General features: G+C 57.3%; 16 protein-coding genes. 12 read left to right on the forward strand and 4 right to left on the reverse strand.

Annotated elements, in window-relative coordinates:
- Window positions 1-266: 266 nt before the first annotated feature.
- On the forward strand, window positions 267-1520 hold the full coding sequence (gene glyA / locus GO007_RS12200) for a serine hydroxymethyltransferase (protein WP_095100236.1): 1254 nt from the start codon (window positions 267-269) through the stop codon (window positions 1518-1520).
- 66 nt (window positions 1521-1586) lie between these two features.
- Here glyA and GO007_RS12205 read toward each other — a convergent pair whose 3' ends face one another.
- Together GO007_RS12205 and GO007_RS12210 are read right to left on the reverse strand one after the other, a co-directional pair.
- A complete protein-coding gene (locus tag GO007_RS12205) occupies window positions 1587-2009 on the reverse strand; it encodes a DoxX family protein (RefSeq protein WP_095100239.1) in 423 nt (140 codons plus the stop codon).
- A 77-nt stretch (window positions 2010-2086) separates the two neighbouring features.
- Window positions 2087-3280: an ROK family transcriptional regulator gene (locus GO007_RS12210; RefSeq protein ID WP_095100243.1), complete on the reverse strand. Its 1194-nt coding sequence runs from the start codon at window positions 3278-3280 to the stop codon at window positions 2087-2089.
- A gap of 113 nt (window positions 3281-3393) precedes the next feature.
- On the opposite strand from GO007_RS12210, the gene GO007_RS12215 reads away from it, so the two are divergent.
- The 4 genes from GO007_RS12215 to GO007_RS12230 all read left to right on the forward strand — a co-directional run bounded on the left by GO007_RS12215 (window position 3394) and on the right by GO007_RS12230 (window position 10223).
- Window positions 3394-6669 carry a DUF5107 domain-containing protein gene (locus GO007_RS12215; protein ID WP_095100247.1) on the forward strand — a complete coding sequence of 1092 codons (3276 nt, stop codon included), beginning with the start codon at window positions 3394-3396 and terminating at the stop codon, window positions 6667-6669.
- A gap of 69 nt (window positions 6670-6738) precedes the next feature.
- Window positions 6739-8175, forward strand: a complete 1437-nt coding sequence (locus tag GO007_RS12220) for a sugar porter family MFS transporter (protein ID WP_095100250.1) — start codon at window positions 6739-6741, stop codon at window positions 8173-8175.
- The gene (locus GO007_RS12225; RefSeq protein ID WP_095100252.1) at window positions 8175-9002 is read left to right on the forward strand and encodes an aldose 1-epimerase; all 828 of its coding nucleotides are present in this window, start codon (window positions 8175-8177) and stop codon (window positions 9000-9002) included. Before GO007_RS12220 ends, GO007_RS12225 begins: the two co-directional genes overlap by 1 nt.
- An 87-nt stretch (window positions 9003-9089) precedes the next feature.
- Window positions 9090-10223: a 3-phenylpropionate MFS transporter gene (locus GO007_RS12230; RefSeq protein ID WP_095100254.1), complete on the forward strand. Its 1134-nt coding sequence runs from the start codon at window positions 9090-9092 to the stop codon at window positions 10221-10223.
- Here GO007_RS12230 and csiE read toward each other — a convergent pair.
- Window positions 10220-11497 carry a stationary phase inducible protein CsiE gene (gene csiE / locus GO007_RS12235; RefSeq protein WP_095100257.1) on the reverse strand — a complete coding sequence of 426 codons (1278 nt, stop codon included), beginning with the start codon at window positions 11495-11497 and terminating at the stop codon, window positions 10220-10222. The two genes, GO007_RS12230 and csiE, sit on opposite strands and share 4 nt — an antisense overlap.
- Window positions 11498-11621: 124 nt before the next feature.
- On the opposite strand from csiE, the gene GO007_RS12240 reads away from it, so the two are divergent.
- Window positions 11622-12260 (forward strand): DUF1007 family protein, encoded by a 639-nt coding sequence (locus tag GO007_RS12240; RefSeq protein ID WP_095100259.1) that lies wholly within the window; start codon window positions 11622-11624, stop codon window positions 12258-12260.
- Entirely contained in the window at window positions 12251-13231 is a 981-nt protein-coding gene (locus GO007_RS12245) for a nickel/cobalt transporter (protein WP_095100261.1), read from the forward strand. Before GO007_RS12240 ends, GO007_RS12245 begins: the two co-directional genes overlap by 10 nt.
- 43 nt (window positions 13232-13274) lie before the next feature.
- Here GO007_RS12245 and suhB read toward each other — a convergent pair whose 3' ends face one another.
- A complete protein-coding gene (gene suhB / locus GO007_RS12250) occupies window positions 13275-14078 on the reverse strand; it encodes an inositol-1-monophosphatase (protein ID WP_095100264.1) in 804 nt (267 codons plus the stop codon).
- A gap of 120 nt (window positions 14079-14198) precedes the next feature.
- Here suhB and trmJ point away from each other — a divergent pair, with 120 nt between their 5' ends.
- The 5 genes from trmJ to iscA all read left to right on the forward strand — a co-directional run bounded on the left by trmJ (window position 14199) and on the right by iscA (window position 17869).
- The gene (gene trmJ / locus GO007_RS12255) at window positions 14199-14939 is read left to right on the forward strand and encodes a tRNA (cytosine(32)/uridine(32)-2'-O)-methyltransferase TrmJ (protein WP_095100266.1); all 741 of its coding nucleotides are present in this window, start codon (window positions 14199-14201) and stop codon (window positions 14937-14939) included.
- A 229-nt stretch (window positions 14940-15168) separates the two neighbouring features.
- Entirely contained in the window at window positions 15169-15660 is a 492-nt protein-coding gene (gene iscR / locus GO007_RS12260) for a Fe-S cluster assembly transcriptional regulator IscR (protein WP_041146727.1), read from the forward strand.
- A gap of 242 nt (window positions 15661-15902) precedes the next feature.
- Window positions 15903-17117, forward strand: a complete 1215-nt coding sequence (iscS, locus tag GO007_RS12265) for a cysteine desulfurase (protein ID WP_095100269.1) — start codon at window positions 15903-15905, stop codon at window positions 17115-17117.
- Window positions 17118-17143: 26 nt separating this feature from the next.
- On the forward strand, window positions 17144-17530 hold the full coding sequence (iscU, locus tag GO007_RS12270) for a Fe-S cluster assembly scaffold IscU (RefSeq protein WP_002913991.1): 387 nt from the start codon (window positions 17144-17146) through the stop codon (window positions 17528-17530).
- A gap of 15 nt (window positions 17531-17545) precedes the next feature.
- On the forward strand, window positions 17546-17869 hold the full coding sequence (gene iscA / locus GO007_RS12275; RefSeq protein ID WP_041146725.1) for an iron-sulfur cluster assembly protein IscA: 324 nt from the start codon (window positions 17546-17548) through the stop codon (window positions 17867-17869).
- Window positions 17870-17935 lie beyond the last annotated feature (66 nt).

A 17935-nucleotide genomic window follows, 5' to 3' on the forward strand; every position in this document is an offset into this window, starting at 1 on the left:
AACCCTGCAATGTAAATGGTTCTTTAACACCCTGCATTGAAACAGTTACAACGTGAAGAATTTGCATCACAAACCTGAAAAGAAATCCGTTGATAATCGTAGAGGCGTTATTGCTCAAAGCCTTGTGTCATGCGGAGCCAAACGTTTGCGTAAAATCGTTTGTCAAGACCTGTTATCACAGAACGATTCAGTTATACTGTGGGCCGTCGCCCAAAAAGGCCCCTTTTTAGAGCTGTAATCTATTGTTAGCTGAGCAGGAGATGCGGATGTTAAAGCGTGAAATGAACATTGCCGATTATGATGCCGAACTGTGGCAGGCTATGGAGCAGGAAAAAGTACGTCAGGAAGAGCACATCGAACTGATCGCCTCCGAGAACTACACCAGCCCGCGCGTTATGCAGGCACAGGGTTCTCAGCTGACCAACAAATATGCCGAAGGCTATCCGGGCAAGCGCTACTACGGCGGCTGCGAATACGTTGATATCGTCGAGCAGCTGGCTATCGATCGCGCAAAAGAGCTGTTTGGCGCTGACTACGCCAACGTGCAGCCGCACTCCGGTTCTCAGGCTAACTTCGCGGTTTACACCGCTCTGCTGCAGCCGGGCGATACCGTTCTCGGTATGAACCTGGCGCAAGGCGGCCACCTGACTCACGGCTCCCCGGTTAACTTCTCCGGCAAACTGTACAACATCATCCCTTACGGTATTGATGAGTCCGGCAAAATTGACTACGAAGATATGGCGAAGCAGGCGCAGACCCATAAGCCGAAGATGATCATCGGCGGCTTCTCTGCCTATTCCGGTATCGTTGACTGGGCAAAAATGCGTGAAATCGCAGACAGCATCGGCGCATACCTGTTCGTCGATATGGCGCACGTTGCGGGCCTGATTGCCGCAGACGTTTACCCGAACCCGGTTCCGCACGCTCACGTTGTCACCACAACCACGCACAAAACCCTGGCGGGTCCGCGCGGCGGCCTGATCCTGGCGAAAGGCGGCGACGAAGAGCTGTACAAAAAGCTGAACTCTGCCGTATTCCCAAGCGCTCAGGGCGGCCCGCTGATGCACGTTATCGCCGCGAAAGCGGTGGCGCTGAAAGAAGCGATGGAGCCAGAATTCAAAGTCTACCAGCAGCAGGTAGCGAAAAACGCCAAAGCGATGGTGGAAGTGTTCCTGAACCGCGGCTACAAAGTGGTGTCCGGCGGGACTGAAAACCACCTGTTCCTGCTGGATCTGGTTGATAAGAACCTGACCGGTAAAGAAGCTGACGCTGCCCTGGGCCGCGCCAACATCACCGTGAACAAAAACAGCGTGCCTAACGATCCGAAGAGCCCGTTCGTGACTTCCGGTATCCGTATCGGTTCTCCGGCTGTAACTCGCCGCGGCTTTAAAGAAGCGGAAGTGAAAGAGCTGGCAGGCTGGATGTGTGACGTTCTGGACAACATCAATGACGAAGCGGTAACCGAGCGCGTTAAAGGTAAAGTTCTGGATATCTGCGCACGCTTCCCGGTTTACGCATAACGCTGAGCCGCTGAAAGCGAATAAAAGGCCGCGAATGCGGCCTTTTTTACGTCTGTCGCCCGGTGATTAACGCCGGTCGAGCGAGATGGCGCCCGGGCCGACTATCGCCAGCAGCAGGAAGGCGCCGGCAATGCTGACGTTTTTATAGAAGTTAATCATATTTGGCAGCACCGCATCGCCGGACATATCCCAGAAATGGTGGCCGATAACCGCCGTGCCCAGAGTATAAAAAATAAAGATGACCGCCAGCGGACGCGTGAAGAAGCCGAGAATAATCAGGATCGCCGCCGGGACCTCCATCACGATGGCGATAACGGCCGCCAGCGTCGGCAGCGGCGCGCCGGATGACGCCATATACTGCACGGTGCCGCTAAAGCCCAGCAGTTTGGGGTAGCCAAAGATGATAAACAGCAGCACGACGGCAATACGCGCAATCAGCAGCAGTACGTGGCGCGAGGAACCAAAATCAAAATAGCGTAATGTGTTCATAACCAGCACCTTATGAAAGACGAGTTATTTAAACGTAATACACAATTTTGCTCCCCGCCACGAATTGAAATCGGTACCTAGATTTTCTCCAGCGCCTCCTCCACGTACAGATAACCAATACCCAGCAGCTGCTGCGCGCGCGTGAGCCGACCGAAGCTAATTTGGGTGGCGTGCGCGCGCGGAGTGTCGCCGTGATCGAAGGGGTTAAAGCTGGTTTGTTTAACAATGGTGTTTAACCACTGCTCGCCAAAAGCGCAGCTGCGGCCGTAGAGCCATATCTGATTAATATTGAGCAGATTGAGGAAGTTATACAGGCTTAAGCCAATCGCATTGGCGGAGTTTTCAACCCAGGCACGGATATGCACGTCGCCCTGTTCCCAGGCTGCTATCAGCGACCCGGTGGTTAATTTATCGGGGGAGGGCTGCGCCTCCGGCTGGGTTTTCAGCCACACCCGAGCCTGCTTTTTCAGCGCGCTGAGCGAGGCGATTGTTTCCAGACAGCCATAGCGCCCGCAGTCGCAGGCGGTGCCGTCCGGATTGACAATCGTATGCCCAATCTGGCCGCTACCGTAGAGGCTCCCGCGGTAGATCTGATCGTTAATAACAAACGATGAACCAATGCCGTAATCGACGTTGATCACGCAAAAATCCTGCGGCGCGGCGCTGTTCTGCCATTTTTCGGCCAGCGCCAGCATGGCGCAATCATTATCAACCCTGACCTGAACGCCCAGCTGCTCCTCAAGTAAATATTTGAGTTCGACCGGCGTCTTCCAGCGCGCCTGCGGCATGGTTTGCGAGACGCCGGTCACCGGATCCACCTGCCCGTGAACCCCCAGCGCGATGTTTATTTTATGCTGCGGATACCGGCGGTGGATGCTTCGCCAGCAGTCGATAATCGCCGTTAGCAAAGCCTGAGGGGTCGGCGCATCGATACGAATATGCTGGTGCTCGTCGACGGCCAGCAGGCGAGCATCGGCGAGCTGATACTCAATGCTGGTCGGCGTGATATTCATACACAGCGTCCACGCGCCGTGCTGCGGGATCTGAAAACTACCGCTATTGACGCCTCGGTTACTCATTTTTTCCGTGGAGTGGCTGATGAGTCCTTCGCTGAGGAGCTCTTCGAGTATGTTGCTCACCGCCGGAATGGATAGCCCGCTGAGCTGAGCGAGCTGCGATTTACTGAGCTGCTTTTCCCGCCACAAACAGGCCAGAAAGATAGATTTATTGGCCTGCCTGACCCGAACGTTGTTGAATCCGGTTAGCTGCATAAACTTAACTCCCTTAACTATATTGCGTGAGCATTGCGCACTTTAACAGCTAATCAAGATTATAAACTCGCCTCTATGAGTTTTTTACTTAATTACTTTTAGTGGAGAGCGTTATGCACGGTTCGGTTAAGGTCTGGCAGGAAACGATTACACTCCCGACGTGGACGACGGGTGCGGAGGATCCTAACCCGATGTTCCTGGAAAAACGGGTCTATCAGGGTTCATCTGGCAGCGTGTACCCCTATGGCGTGGTTGATACCTTAACCGGCGAGCGGGAGATGCGCGACTATCAGGCGGTGTGGATGGAGAATGATTTCATTCGCATCATGCTGCTGCCGGAGCTCGGCGGCCGAATCCATCGCGCTTACGATAAAGTAAAACAGCGTGATTTCGTCTACTACAACGAAGTGGTGAAACCGGCGCTGGTCGGCCTGCTCGGGCCATGGATTTCCGGCGGGATCGAGTTTAACTGGCCGCAGCACCATCGTCCGACAACCTTTATGCCCGTCGATTTTACGATCCAGCAAGGGGATGGCGGCGTGCAAACCGTGTGGATGGGCGAAGCTGAACCCATGCGCGGATTGCAGGTAATGGCCGGCTTTACTCTTTATCCCGATCGGGCGCTTATTGAAATTACCGGTAAGGTTTTTAACGGTAACGCCACGCCGCGCCACTTCTTATGGTGGGCCAACCCGGCGGTGAAGGGCGGGGATGCGCACCAGAGCGTGTTCCCGCCTGACGTTACCGCCGTGTTCGATCATGGCAAGCGCGACGTTTCTGCATTCCCCATCGCCACCGGTACCTATTACAAAGTGGACTACAGTGCGGGCGTGGATATTTCCCGGTATCGGAATGTCCCGGTGCCGACCTCCTATATGGCAGAAAAATCAGAATATGATTTTGTCGGTGCCTACCATCATGATGAACGAGGCGGATTGCTGCATGTCGCCGATCACCATATCTCGCCAGGTAAAAAGCAGTGGAGCTGGGGATATGGCGATTTCGGCCAGGCCTGGGATCGGAATCTGACCGACGCGAATGGCCCCTATATTGAGCTGATGACCGGCGTATTCACCGATAACCAGCCAGATTTCACCTGGCTTGCGCCCTACGAAGAGAAAATTTTTGTCCAAAACTTCCTGCCGTATAGCGAGCTGGGAATGGTGCAAAATGCGAATACCCGCCTGGCGCTAAAGCTGGTTCGTGAAGCCGGGCAGCTGCAGCTGGGGGTCTATGCGATTGCGCCTCTGGAAAACATTGCGCTGGAGCTGAGTGCGGATAATCAGCCGCTCTATGAAACCCGGATAACCTTAAAACCGGGTGAAAGCTGGCAGCACGCGCTGCCCGAGAACGGCGCTTCGCGCTTGACCCTGCGGGTGAAAAGCGCCGGGGGTGAACCGCTGCTGCATTATCAGGAGCATCTCGCCCAGCAGACTCCGTTACCGGATCCGGCAACCGCGCCAGCCGTGCCGGAAGAGATCGACAACGGTGATGAGCTCTATTTCATTGGTCAGCATCTTGAGCAGTATAACCACTCCAGCCGCTACGCCGGAGACTACTACCGTCGGGCCATTGCGATTGATCCCCTCGATTACCGCAATAACGTCGCTCTTGGCACCCTGGCGCTGAACGGCGCCGACTGGCCGCTGGCAGAGCAGTGCGCCCGCTCCGCACTGCAGCGCGCTCATCGGCTGAACAAAAATCCGCGGGATGGCGAAGCCAGCATGCTACTCGCCAGCGCCCTGGAAAGACAGGGGGATGACACGAGCGCATGGGATCACTATTACAAAGCCTCATGGAGCGGCAACTGCCGCGATGCGGCCTACTGGTCGCTGGCTCGGCTGGCGATGAAGCGCGGTGATGTTGCTGATGCGCTGGAAAAAGTCGAGATCAGCCTGCGATTTAATTCCACGAACCACCTTGCTATGGGGCTGAAGGCGCTGGCGCTGGCGAAACTACAGCGCTGCGATGAGGCGCTGGATTATATCGCGCTATGCCTTGAGCAGTATCCTCTGAGCTACCCGCTGCATTGCGTACGCTGGATGATTGGCCAGGGCGATGAATTCCGGGAAAACCTGCTGCGCGTTACCGGCTGCAGAGGCGCCAACGCCAGCCTGCTTGCGGGATGGCTGCTCTCTATCGGGCAGCAGAAGTCTGCACAAGCGCTGTTGGCGTTACTGGATTGCCAGGAGGCGCTACCGATGCTGTGGCGCGCCGCGCTAAGCGACGACGTCGGCGAGCGCCAGCAGCTCATTGCATCAGCGCAGCGCTGCCATGTTCTGCGGGTCCGTTTCCCCAACACGCTGGATGAAGTCTGGATGCTGCAACAGCTGGAAGAAAGCGCGTTTGCCCGCTATCTGCTGGGCTGCTTCTGGTATAGCAAGCGCCGCTATGAAGACGCGGTGAGCTGCTGGCATGACGTCCTGGCAAAATCCCCGGACTACGCGCCGGCCCATCGTCTGCTTGGCGTTTATGCCTGGAATAAACGTCAGGATCTGCCGCAGGCTCTGGCCAGCCTGCGGCGAGCGGTGGAAATCGAACCACAGAATGCGCGCTTCCGCTTCGAGCTCGACTACCTCAACAAGCTGACCGGCGCTCCCGTCAGCGAGCGATTGCGTCATCTGGAAGCGCATCGCGCCGTCGTGTTGAAACGGGACGATCTCACCGCTGAGCTGCTCAGCCTGTGGAACAGCAGCGGGCGTTATGCCGATGCCGCAGATATTCTCCGCACGCGAAAGTTTCATCCCTGGGAAGGTGGGGAGGGCAAGGTGACGGGACAATATTTGCTTAACCAGCTGCATGTTGCGTTACAGGCTATTGAGGGCCATGCATACGCTCCGGCAACGCAGCGGCTGGAGGACGCGCTGCGCTATCCTTTTAACCTCGGAGAGGGCAGGCTTCCTGGGCAGACGGATAATGATATCTGGTATTTGCTGGGCCACTGCGCCGCGCAAACGGGAGAGACGCAGCGGGCAGCAGCCTGTTACCAGCGCGCAAGCCTCGGAGGATCGTCGCTGGATGCCGGTCGCTACTACAACGATCAGCCCGCCGATTATCTCTTCTGGCAGGGAATGGCGCTGCGCAAGAGTGGCGATGTGCAGCTGGCGGAACGGCATTTCCACAATTTTATCGACTGGGCCCGACGCCATCGTGACGACGTTCCCGGCGCTGATTTCTTCGCCGTCTCTCTACCTGATCTGGTGGTGCTCGACGTCCCGGCGGCAGCGCAGCATCGTCAGCACTGCCTGTTTATTGAAGCGCTGGGATATCTGGGTCTGGGGAATGTGGCTGACTACCGGCGAGCGATTCAGCAGCTGCTGGCCGTCAACCCCGCCCACGATAAGGCGCATCTGATTGACCATGCTCTGCAAAGCGGCATTTTTTCCTGAACCTCAACCGGCGGGCCCGTGCCCGCCAACCCCTACTGTTCCCTGCGTTTCCCTGAAAGAGGAATCCATATGAATAACGCGCAGACACATCTAAAAATGGGCTACGTCTGGACGATCTGTCTGGTTGCCGCCTGCGGTGGTTTACTGTTTGGCTATGACTGGGTGGTGATCGGCGGCGCGAAGCCGTTTTATGAAGCTTATTTTTCCATTACCGACCCGGCGCAGTCCGGCTGGGCGATGAGTTCAGCGCTGGTTGGCTGCGTTTTCGGTGCGCTGGCTTCGGGATGGTGCGCGGATAAATTTGGCCGCAAAATTCCGCTAATCATCGCTGCGGCGCTGTTTACTCTGTCTGCCTGGGGCACGGCGCTTGCCGGCAGCTTTGATATGTTCGTGGCGTGGCGTATCGTTGGCGGCCTGGGCATTGGGCTGGCTTCAGCGCTAAGCCCAATGTATATCGCCGAGATAAGCCCCGCCGCGCAGCGCGGACGCTTTGTGGCGGTGAACCAGCTGACGATTGTTATTGGCGTGCTGGCGGCACAGCTGGTTAATCTGGCGATCGCGAAGCCGGTCGCAAGTAGCGCAACCCTGGCAGAAATCAATGCCAGCTGGAACGGGCAGGTAGGCTGGCGCTGGATGTTTGGTTCTGGCATCGTGCCTGCGGTGGCATTCCTGGTCCTGATGTTTTTTGTTCCCGAGTCGCCGCGCTGGCTGGTCCGCGTGGGGAAAAGCCAGCGCGCGCACCAAATGCTGATGCGCATCGGTAATCAGCGCTACGCCGATGAAACCATCAGGGATATCGAGCAAACCCTCAGCAAAGACACGCAAAAAGTCTCCTGGTCCGCGCTGTGGCATCCTAAAGTTCGCCCGATCATTGTGATTGGTATGGTGCTGGCAATGTTCCAGCAGTGGTGCGGCATTAACGTTATTTTCAACTACGCGCAGGAGATCTTCGCTTCCGCCGGATTCGATATTAACAGCACGCTGAAGTCGATTGTGGCTACCGGGCTGATCAACCTGATCTTTACCATCGCCGCGCTTCCGCTGGTCGATAAGATTGGTCGCCGCAAGCTGATGCTGCTCGGCGCCGCCGGGCTGACCATCATTTATGCGCTTATCGCCGCGGCCTACGGTCTGGGTATTCTGGGATTGCCGGTGTTGATTCTGGTGCTGGCGGCGATCGCCATTTACGCGCTGACGCTGGCTCCGGTGACCTGGGTTTTGTTATCCGAAATTTTCCCTAACCGCGTGCGCGGGCTGGCGATGTCGCTGGGTACGCTGGCGCTGTGGGTGGCCTGCTTCCTGTTGACCTATACCTTCCCGCTGCTTAATGCCGGGCTGGGCGCGTCGGGTAGCTTCCTGCTGTACGGGGTCATTTGCGCGGCGGGGTATCTGTACATTCTGCGCAACGTACCGGAGACCAAAGGCATTACGCTGGAGGCGCTGGAAGAACAGCTGGCGGAGCGCCATGCTGGCAGGCAGGCGCTGAAACAGGAGCAGACGCGCTAATGGCGGAAAGCTTCATTCTGGAAAACGCGCATCTACGGATGCGCGTCGATCCGCAGGGCGGTAAGGTGCAGAACCTGTTCTCCCGTCAGTATCAAGCCCCGGTGTTATATGAAAATCCTGCAGGCGGCATGTTTCCGATGGTGCCGCTGGCAAACCGGGTGGCCGGAAACCGCTTCCCTTTCCGGGGACGTGAAATCGCCCTGCCGAATCATCATGCGGACGCGCAGTTCTTTCTCCACGGTGACGGCTGGCTAAGACCGTGGGAGGTGCTTGAACGCGCCGCTGAACGCTGCGTACTGCAGCTGCGTAGCCGCTACGCCTGCGGATTCGATTATCGAGCGCAGATCCGCTATGAGCTGCAGGAGGGGGATCTTATCGCTTCTCTGAGCGTCACCCACTACGGCGATGAACCGATGCTCTACGGCGGCGGTTTTCACCCCTTTTATGCCTTCGACAGGCTAAGCCGGATGCAGTTTCAGGCGAGCGGATACTGGCCAGAGGGCGAGTCGCACTTGCCGCTTGGCTGGCGCGGTGAGCTGCCGGAAGGGGGAGATTTTTCGCATCTGGCTTACGGAGAAGATAGCTGGCTGAACGTCTGCTATTCCGGCTGGAACGGGACGGCACTCATTCAACGAGAGGTGATGTCTGTCACAATTTCATCGCAAACACCGTGGCTTATGCTGTTCCGTATGTCGGGTGAACCGTTTGTCTGCCTGGAGCCGCAAAGTCACCCTGTAAACGCGCACAACATGGACGGGCAGCCTGGTCTGGTGGTATTAGGGCAGGGCGAGACGATTTCATGGTCGCTGAAAATAGCGGTTAAATAGGCCAGATTCAGCGGCGTATACCCAAATCCTCGGCTTGCGCCCGCTGGGGTTTATCGCCAGACTGTCGCCTCCATTCGGGAGGAAATCATGGTCTTGCACTCCACGCGCTGGCTGGCGCTTAGCTACTTTACCTACTTCTTTAGCTACGGCACCTTCCTGCCGTTCTGGAGCGTCTGGCTGGCAGGCGCAGGGCTGACGCCGGAAACCATCGGCGTGCTGCTCGGCGCCGGGCTGGTGGCTCGTTTTCTCGGCAGCCTGCTGATTGCGCCGCGGGTGAGCGATCCCTCCCGGCTAATTTCCGCCCTGCGTGTCCTGGCGCTGCTGGCGCTGCTGTTTGTTCTTGGCTTTTGGGCCGGTAGCCGCGTGGCCTGGCTGATGGTGGTGATGGTCGGCTTCAATCTGTTCTTCTCTCCGCTGGTACCGCTGACCGATGCGCTGGCGAATACCTGGCAAAAGCAGATAACTATGGACTACGGGCGCGTGCGCCTGTGGGGATCGGTGGCGTTTGTTATCGGCTCCGCGCTGACCGGCAAGCTGGTCAGCCTGTTTGATTATCGGGCGATCCTGGTGCTGCTAAGCCTCGGTATCGCTTCAATGCTGCTGGGCATGCTGCTTAAACCCTCGGTGATGCCGCAGGGGGAAGTTCGCCACCAGCAGACGGCCGGACTCCCGGCATGGCTGAAGCTGGTGCGCCAAAGCTGGCGCTTCCTCGCCTGCGTCTGCCTGCTGCAGGGCGCGCATGCCGCCTACTATGGTTTCAGCGCGATTTACTGGCAGGAGGCTGGCTATTCCGCTTCGGCGATCGGCTATCTCTGGTCGCTAGGGGTGGTCGCGGAGGTGGTTATCTTTGCGCTGAGCAAAAAAGTATTTAGCCGCTTTAGCGCGCGGGATTTACTGCTGCTTTCCGCCGTTTGCGGGCTGATTCGCTGGACCCTGATGGGCTGGACCACGGCGCTGCCGTGGCTAATCGTCGCGCAGATCCTGCACTGCGGCACCTTTACGGTATGTCACCTGGCGGCGATGCGCTATATTTCGGCGCGTCAGGGCAGCGAGGTGATTCGTCTGCAGGCGGTCTACTCCGCGGTCGCAATGGGGGGCAGCATTGCGGTGATGACGGTATTTGCCGGCTTCCTCTATCAGCATCTGCACCAGGGCGTTTTCTGGGTGATGGCGCTGGTAGCCTTGCCGGCGCTGGTTCTGCGGCCGAAGGCGGTGGCCTAGTCCTCGAGCATTTTACAAATATGCTGCCGCTGGTGATCGCTGAACATCTCCTCAGCGTGAAACAGCGGCGGCGAAAATAGCGGTAGCGCCGTAGCATAAGGGGTCACGACCAGCGCCACGCCCTTCGGCGCGCCTTCCTTTTGAAAGGCGTGAACGTTTTGATATTTGATATTGAGCGGCAGCAGGGTCAGCTCGCGCAGCTGCAGCTCAAGAGCCTGCTCAAGGTCGGGATTGTCGTGGGTGAGCAGCACCACCTGCTTCTCGTGCAGCTCGCTTTTCTGCATCAGCCATGCGCCAAAAATCACCGCAATCAGCCCCACTTCTTCCTGATTAAAACGGACCCTGTAGGCGCTTTCGAACTCCTCCAGCGCCGTTTTTGTGGTGCGCATCAGGCGCGGATAGAGGCGGTTCATCTCTTCCGGTAGCGCATTATCGATGCCGATAGCGAACACGCTGCGGTTCAGCGCCTGGGAGAGATGAATATAGAGCTGATCGCTCAGCCCCTGATCGTCGCTAAACGGGCGGCCCGATAGATCCTGAAAACGGTGGATCAGCCCGGAGATAGCCAGGTGCAGGCGCCGGTCCTGCTGGTGGCCATCGCGGATAGGATCGGGGGTTTTGAGCAGCATGAACAGCAGGGTCAGAAAGAGCTGCTCGCCCGGGTGCGGCGCGGTGGTGACCCGACGCTGCCAGTGACGGATAATCTCAGCGGCGAGAATCGACTCCGCCGCCTCCTGCGTCCAGCGCTGCTGCTGTTCGGTAAAGGCCGGCGTCAGCCCGAGATGATGCTGAAGCAGGCAGTACTGCAGATACAGACGCAGGAAATGAATGTCCCGGCAGTCAAACTGGCGGTTAAGCGTCCGGGCGCAGCGGTTGACCAGCGCCTGCAGATTGGTGTCGTCGTATAAGGTGCGCGCAACGCCCTGCAGTTTAAGCTGCGTTTTTAATGCTGGGGTAAAATGGTGGCTGATAAAATGCGGACACAGGCGCAGCGCCCGGCGTAAGCCGTGCAGTAAGCACAGGCGTTGATCGATTGCGGCGCCTTCAATCCGATAGCTGCCGTCCACCTGCGACGCGAGGGTCAGGCGGTGGTAACGCTGAATTTCACGTCCCGTCTCCGCGATATCTTGCCGGGCCGTGGCCTCATCAACCAGGTTGATAGCGCTAAGCCGCTCGGGGGTCACCGGCTGCCCGGGCAGATAAAACATCAGCAGGACCTGGTTACGGCGCTGTGGACTGGAAAGCGCAGATGGTGGTTCAATCACTGTCATCATCTGGTAAGTTCCAGTTAGGGTTTTTGCTAAGAATAGCCAATGGATGAACAGAGATCTGGGCAGGCTGGCGTCTTTACGTCAGGATTGCTGGATAGGTTCACAGAATTTTTCACGCGAGGAACGGATGAAGAGAGTGAAACAATGCACCTGTGCGGCATTTTTCATGGTTTTATCATTTAGCGTGCTAGCGCATCCGCATAGCTTTATCAGCCTGCGGACGGAGGTGGTCGCCGATAACGGACAGCTCACCGGTTTTAAAATGCGCTGGACGATGGATGAGATCACCTCCTCAGACCTGCTTTACGATGCCGGAAGCGCAAAGCCGGGAGATGAAGTCTGGAAAAAGCTGGCGGCGGAAGTGATGGCGAACGTCCTCGGGCAGCACTACTTCAGCGAGCTTTGGCATAACGGCCAGCACGTGAAGTTTGACAATCGCCCCGACGGCTACGGTCTTGAACGTGACGGGCATCAGGCGGTACTGACCTTTACTCTGCCGCTGGCTAAACCGCAGCCTCTGGCGGGCCAAACCCTGACGCTTTCGACCTACGACCCCACCTATTACGTCGATATGTTCTATGAGAAGCCGGGCGATGTCACTCTGCCTGCGGCGCTGCGCGCGGGGTGTAAAGTGACGGTCGTGACGCCAAAGCCGAATGATAAAATGACGGCCTTTGCGCAATCGCTCGATAAAGCCGACGCGCCGCCGGAAGATATGGCGCTCGGAACCTATTTTGCTCAGAAGGTGACGCTGACATGTCGGTAGTATTCTCAACCCCCTCCCGGGCTTCCCGCCTGCGTCAGCTGTGGCCGCTGGCGCTGTTTTTAGCGCTGGCGTTGGGCGCGGGCGTCTGGCTGTGGCAGGCCTGGCCGGAGGTGATGCGGCAAAGCGCTATCTGGCAGCGGGCGTTAAATTTCGAGCTAAGCGGCCTGCTTAAAGCGGTAGCGGAAAATCCGCGAGCGGCGGGGCTTTCGCTGCTGACGTTTAGCTTTATCTACGGCGTACTGCACGCGCTGGGGCCGGGGCACGGCAAGATTGTGATTAGCACCTGGCTGGCGACGCATCCCGCGAAGCTCAGGTCGAGCATTGCGCTGACGCTGGCCGCCTCGCTCCTGCAGGGAGTGGTGGCGATCGTGCTGGTGGTGGTGGTGGTGACCCTGCTGCAGCTGCCGGCAAGGCAGCTTCATCTCAGCAGCTTTTGGCTGGAGAAGGGGAGCTATCTGCTGGTCGGCGCGCTGGGCCTGCTGCTGTGCTGGCGGGCGCTGAAAAAGCTGCGCGGGCTGCTGCGTCGGCCAGCGTTTACCGCCTTTACGCCGCATCACGTTCATCATGCGCACTGCGGCTGCGGGCATCAGCATATGCCGGCGCCGGAACAGCTGCAAAGCGGCGATGACTGGCGCGCGCGGCTGGTCATCGTTCTGTCGATGGGCATGCGTCCCTGCTCAGGGGCGATCATGGTCCTGCTGTTCAGTAAGGTGATTGGCGTATTTAGCTGGGGAATGGCGGCGGCGCTGGCAATGGCGGCGGGAACCTCGCTGACCATCAGCGGGCTGGCGCTGCTGGTGCACGGCTTCCGTCAGCTGGCCGTCAGGCTTAGCGGGAATAAAACGCCGCCTCTCTGGCAGCAGGTTGGCTGGTCGACGCTGGCGCTGTCCGGCGGCGTCATTTTAGTGGCGGCGGCGGTGGTGATGTGGAGCAGCGCGGTGCCGGGCGGCGGCGGGCTGCGGCCGTTTTGAGTGATATCCTCATCCCGGGCGGGCCGGGATGAGGTGAGAGAGATTAACGCTTCAGCGCTTCGCTCAGCTCTTCACGCATGTTGGCCAGCATCGCTTTAACTACGCGCGGGTTGCCGGCAACGATGTTGCCGCTGTGCAGGTAGTTATGGCCACCGGTGAAGTCGCAAACGATAGCGCCCGCTTCACGAGCGATCAGCTCGCCGGCGGCGAAATCCCAAGGCTTCAGCGCGATCTCGAAGTAGCCATCGACGCGGCCTGCGGCAACGTAGGCCAGATCCAGGGCAGCAGAACCTGTGCGGCGGAAGTCAGCGCATTCGGTAAACATTTTGCCCAGAATATTCATGTAAGAGGTGGCGTGCTGTTTCGCTTTGAACGGGAAGCCGGTGGCGATAATCGTGCCATCCAGATCGCGAGCGGTGCTGCCGCGCAGACGATAGCCGTTCAGCTGAGCGCCCTGGCCGCGGGTCGCGGTGAATAGTTCGTTGCGCATCGGATCGTAAACCACGGCGACTTCGGTACGGCCTTTAATGCGTACGGCGATGGATACGGAGAAGTGCGGCAGACGTTTTACGAAGTTGGTGGTGCCATCCAGTGGATCGATAACCCATTGAACATCCTGATCTTCACCTACGTGCTCACCGCTTTCTTCGGTGATAATAGTGTGCTGCGGGTAAGATTTGCGAATCGTTTCAATAATCAGCGCTTCGGCTGCCTTATCGACGTTGGTCACAAAATCATTGCTGCCTTTCTGGCTGGTTTCTACGGAGTCTGGGGTTTCGTAGTGCTTGGCAATTAAATTACCCGCCTTGCGCGCTGCGCGCACGGCGATATTCAGCATCGGATGCATCGGTCTCTCTCACTGGATGTTAAAGAACGGGAAAAAACGGCGCACATAGTAACAGTGAAATCTGCCTATGTCTTCGTTTTATGATAGCATGCGTGAATAATCTTTAGCCGAAGAACACTAATGCTGCAAAATATTCGTATCGTACTGGTAGAAACATCACACACTGGCAATATGGGCTCCGTAGCTCGGGCAATGAAAACGATGGGCCTGACTAACCTGTGGTTGGTTAACCCGCTGGTTAAGCCTGACTCGCAGGCTATCGCCCTGGCGGCCGGCGCCAGCGACGTTATCGGCAATGCGCATATTGTCGATACGCTGGATGAAGCCCTGGCCGGATGTAGCCTGGTGGTCGGAACCAGCGCGCGTTCGCGTACTTTGCCGTGGCCGATGCTCGACCCGCGCGAATGCGGCCTGAAGAGCGTATCAGAAGGCCAGCACGCCCCGGTGGCTTTGGTATTCGGCCGCGAGCGCGTCGGTCTGACCAACGACGAGCTGCAGAAATGCCATTATCACGTCGCGATTGCCGCCAACCCGGAGTACAGCTCGCTGAACCTGGCAATGGCGGTGCAGGTCATCGCTTATGAAGTGCGGATGGCGTGGCTGGCAACGCAGGAGCAGGAACAGCCCCAGGTCGAACAACAGGACGAAACGCCGTATCCGCTGGTGGATGATTTAGAGCGCTTTTACGGCCATCTTGAGCAGACGCTGCTGGCGACCGGCTTTATTCGCGCCAGCCATCCGGGGCAGGTGATGAACAAACTGCGTCGTCTGTTTACCCGCGCGCGCCCGGAAAGCCAGGAGCTGAACATCCTGCGCGGAATGCTGGCGTCGATTGAGCAGCCGCAGAAGGATAAAGAGTAACCGCGCCGCATAGGGGCGCGCTGAGCGGCTGATACCGCCGCTCGCGGAGCCGCTGCGCGGTCGCGAATATCAGCCGCCGGGCGATAGGGCACAGATAGCCAAATACCTGACTAAAACAGTCAAGTAAATAGTTGACCAAATTACTCGGGAATGTCAGACTTGGCCCTGCTATGCAATACCCATATTAATAAAAAGCCCGGGCAGGGGCGAGTTTGAGGTTAAGTAAGACATGAGACTGACATCTAAAGGGCGTTATGCTGTGACCGCGATGCTGGACGTCGCGCTCAACTCTGAATCGGGCCCGGTTCCGTTAGCTGATATTTCTGAGCGTCAGGGGATTTCGCTTTCCTATCTGGAACAGCTGTTTTCCCGCCTGCGTAAAAATGGTCTGGTATCGAGCGTACGCGGTCCAGGCGGCGGTTATTTATTAGGGAAAGAAGCCGGTAGCATCGCCGTTGGCGAAGTTATCAGCGCGGTTGATGAATCCGTTGACGCCACCCGTTGTCAGGGTAAAGGCGGCTGCCAGGGTGGCGATAAATGCCTGACCCACGCGCTGTGGCGCGACCTGAGCGAGCGCCTGACCAGCTTCCTGAATAACATCACTCTGGGCGAACTGGTGAACAACCAGGAAATCCTTGATGTTTCGGGTCGTCAGCACAGCCATGAATCCCAGCGTAATACCCGCACTCAGGACGCTATCGACGTCAAACTGCGTGCGTAGTTTACCCGTCCTGTTTCGGGGCGCTGCTGCGTAGGCCGCGTTTGTTCACCCCAGCCGCTTGCTGATGTAAGCTTCTGGGGGCTTACAAGCCCGCCGCCTTGCTGCATCGCAAAACAGTTAGGGTAAAAATTATAAAAGATTTTCGAATCAGGCCGGGATGTTGCGACATCCCGTTTACCCGGTCGTACATCAAGCCGGCCGCCTGGTTCCTTGCATTGAGTGATGTACGGAGTTAAAGAGCAATGAAATTACCGATTTATCTCGATTACTCCGCAACAACGCCGGTGGACCCGCGTGTTGCCGAGAAAATGATGCAGTTTCTGACCCTGGACGGGACCTTTGGTAACCCGGCCTCTCGTTCACACCGTTTTGGCTGGCAGGCTGAAGAGGCGGTAGATATCGCCCGTAATCAGATTGCCGAGCTGGTCGGTGCCGACCCGCGCGAAATCGTCTTTACCTCAGGCGCAACGGAATCCGACAACCTGGCGATTAAAGGTGCAGCCAACTTTTATCAGAAAAAAGGCAAGCACATTATCACCAGCAAAACCGAGCACAAAGCCGTGCTGGATACCTGTCGCCAGCTGGAGCGTGAAGGTTTCGAGATCACCTACCTGGCGCCGCAGCGCAACGGTATTATCGATCTGAAAGAGCTGGAAGCGGCCATGCGCGATGACACCATCGTGGTCTCCATCATGCACGTGAACAACGAAATCGGCGTGGTGCAGGACATCGCAACCATCGGCGAAATGTGCCGCGCACGCGGTATCATTTATCACGTTGACGCCACCCAGAGTGTGGGCAAACTGCCTATCGACCTGAGCCAGCTGAAAGTTGACCTGATGTCCTTCTCCGGTCACAAAATTTATGGCCCGAAAGGCATTGGCGCGCTGTACGTCCGTCGCAAACCGCGTATTCGTATTGAAGCGCAGATGCACGGCGGCGGTCACGAGCGCGGCATGCGTTCAGGCACTCTGCCTGTCCACCAGATCGTCGGTATGGGCGAAGCTTACCGTATCGCGAAAGAAGAGATGGAAACCGAGATGGCGCGCCTGCGCGGTCTGCGTAACCGTCTGTGGGAAGGCGTAAAAGATATGGAAGAGGTTTACCTCAACGGTGACCTCACCCAGGGCGCGCCGAACATTCTCAACGTCAGCTTCAACTATGTTGAAGGCGAATCGCTGATTATGGCGCTGAAAGACCTGGCCGTTTCCTCCGGCTCCGCTTGTACCTCAGCGAGCCTTGAGCCGTCCTACGTGCTCCGCGCGCTGGGCATGACTGATGAACTGGCGCACAGTTCTATCCGTTTCTCTTTAGGTCGTTTTACTACCGAAGAAGAGATTGACTACACCATCAACCTGGTTCGTAACTCCATTGGTCGTCTGCGCGATCTTTCTCCGCTGTGGGAAATGTTCAAGCAGGGCGTGGATCTGAACAGCATTGAATGGTCACATCATTAATCGGTAGGTATTAAGGAGAATTCATCATGGCATACAGCGAAAAAGTTATCGATCATTACGAGAATCCGCGCAACGTTGGCTCTTTTGACAACAGCGATGAAAATGTCGGTAGCGGCATGGTCGGCGCGCCGGCGTGCGGCGACGTTATGAAGCTGCAGATTAAAGTCAACAATGAAGGTATCATTGAAGACGCGCGCTTCAAGACCTACGGCTGCGGTTCCGCTATCGCTTCCAGCTCCCTGGTTACCGAGTGGGTGAAGGGTAAGTCTCTGGACGAAGCTCAGGCTATCAAAAACACCGATATCGCCGATGAGCTGGAGCTGCCGCCGGTAAAAATCCACTGCTCTATCCTGGCGGAAGACGCGATTAAAGCCGCGATTGCGGATTACAAAAGCAAGCGTGAAGCGAAATAATTAAGAGGTTATTGTATGTCGATTACTCTTAGCGACAGCGCAGCGTCGCGAGTGAATACCTTCCTGGCCAACCGCGGCAAAGGCTTTGGCCTGCGCTTAGGTGTTCGCACCTCCGGATGTTCAGGTATGGCCTACGTGCTGGAATTTGTTGACGAGCCGGCGGCAGAAGACACCGTGTTTGAAGATAAAGGCGTCAAGGTAGTGATCGACGGCAAAAGCCTGCAGTTCCTCGACGGCACTCAGCTGGACTTTGTCAAAGAAGGCCTGAATGAAGGGTTTAAGTTTACCAACCCGAACATCAAAGATGAGTGCGGCTGCGGCGAAAGCTTCAACGTGTAATCTGCACTATATCCGCTAAATTTCGGTGCAGCATCGAGGCGGCACGCGGGCGTTTCCCGATAGGCT

The organism is Klebsiella sp. 10-1, from assembly GCF_009758445.1.
GTDB classification, from domain to species: domain Bacteria; phylum Pseudomonadota; class Gammaproteobacteria; order Enterobacterales; family Enterobacteriaceae; genus Klebsiella; species Klebsiella scottii.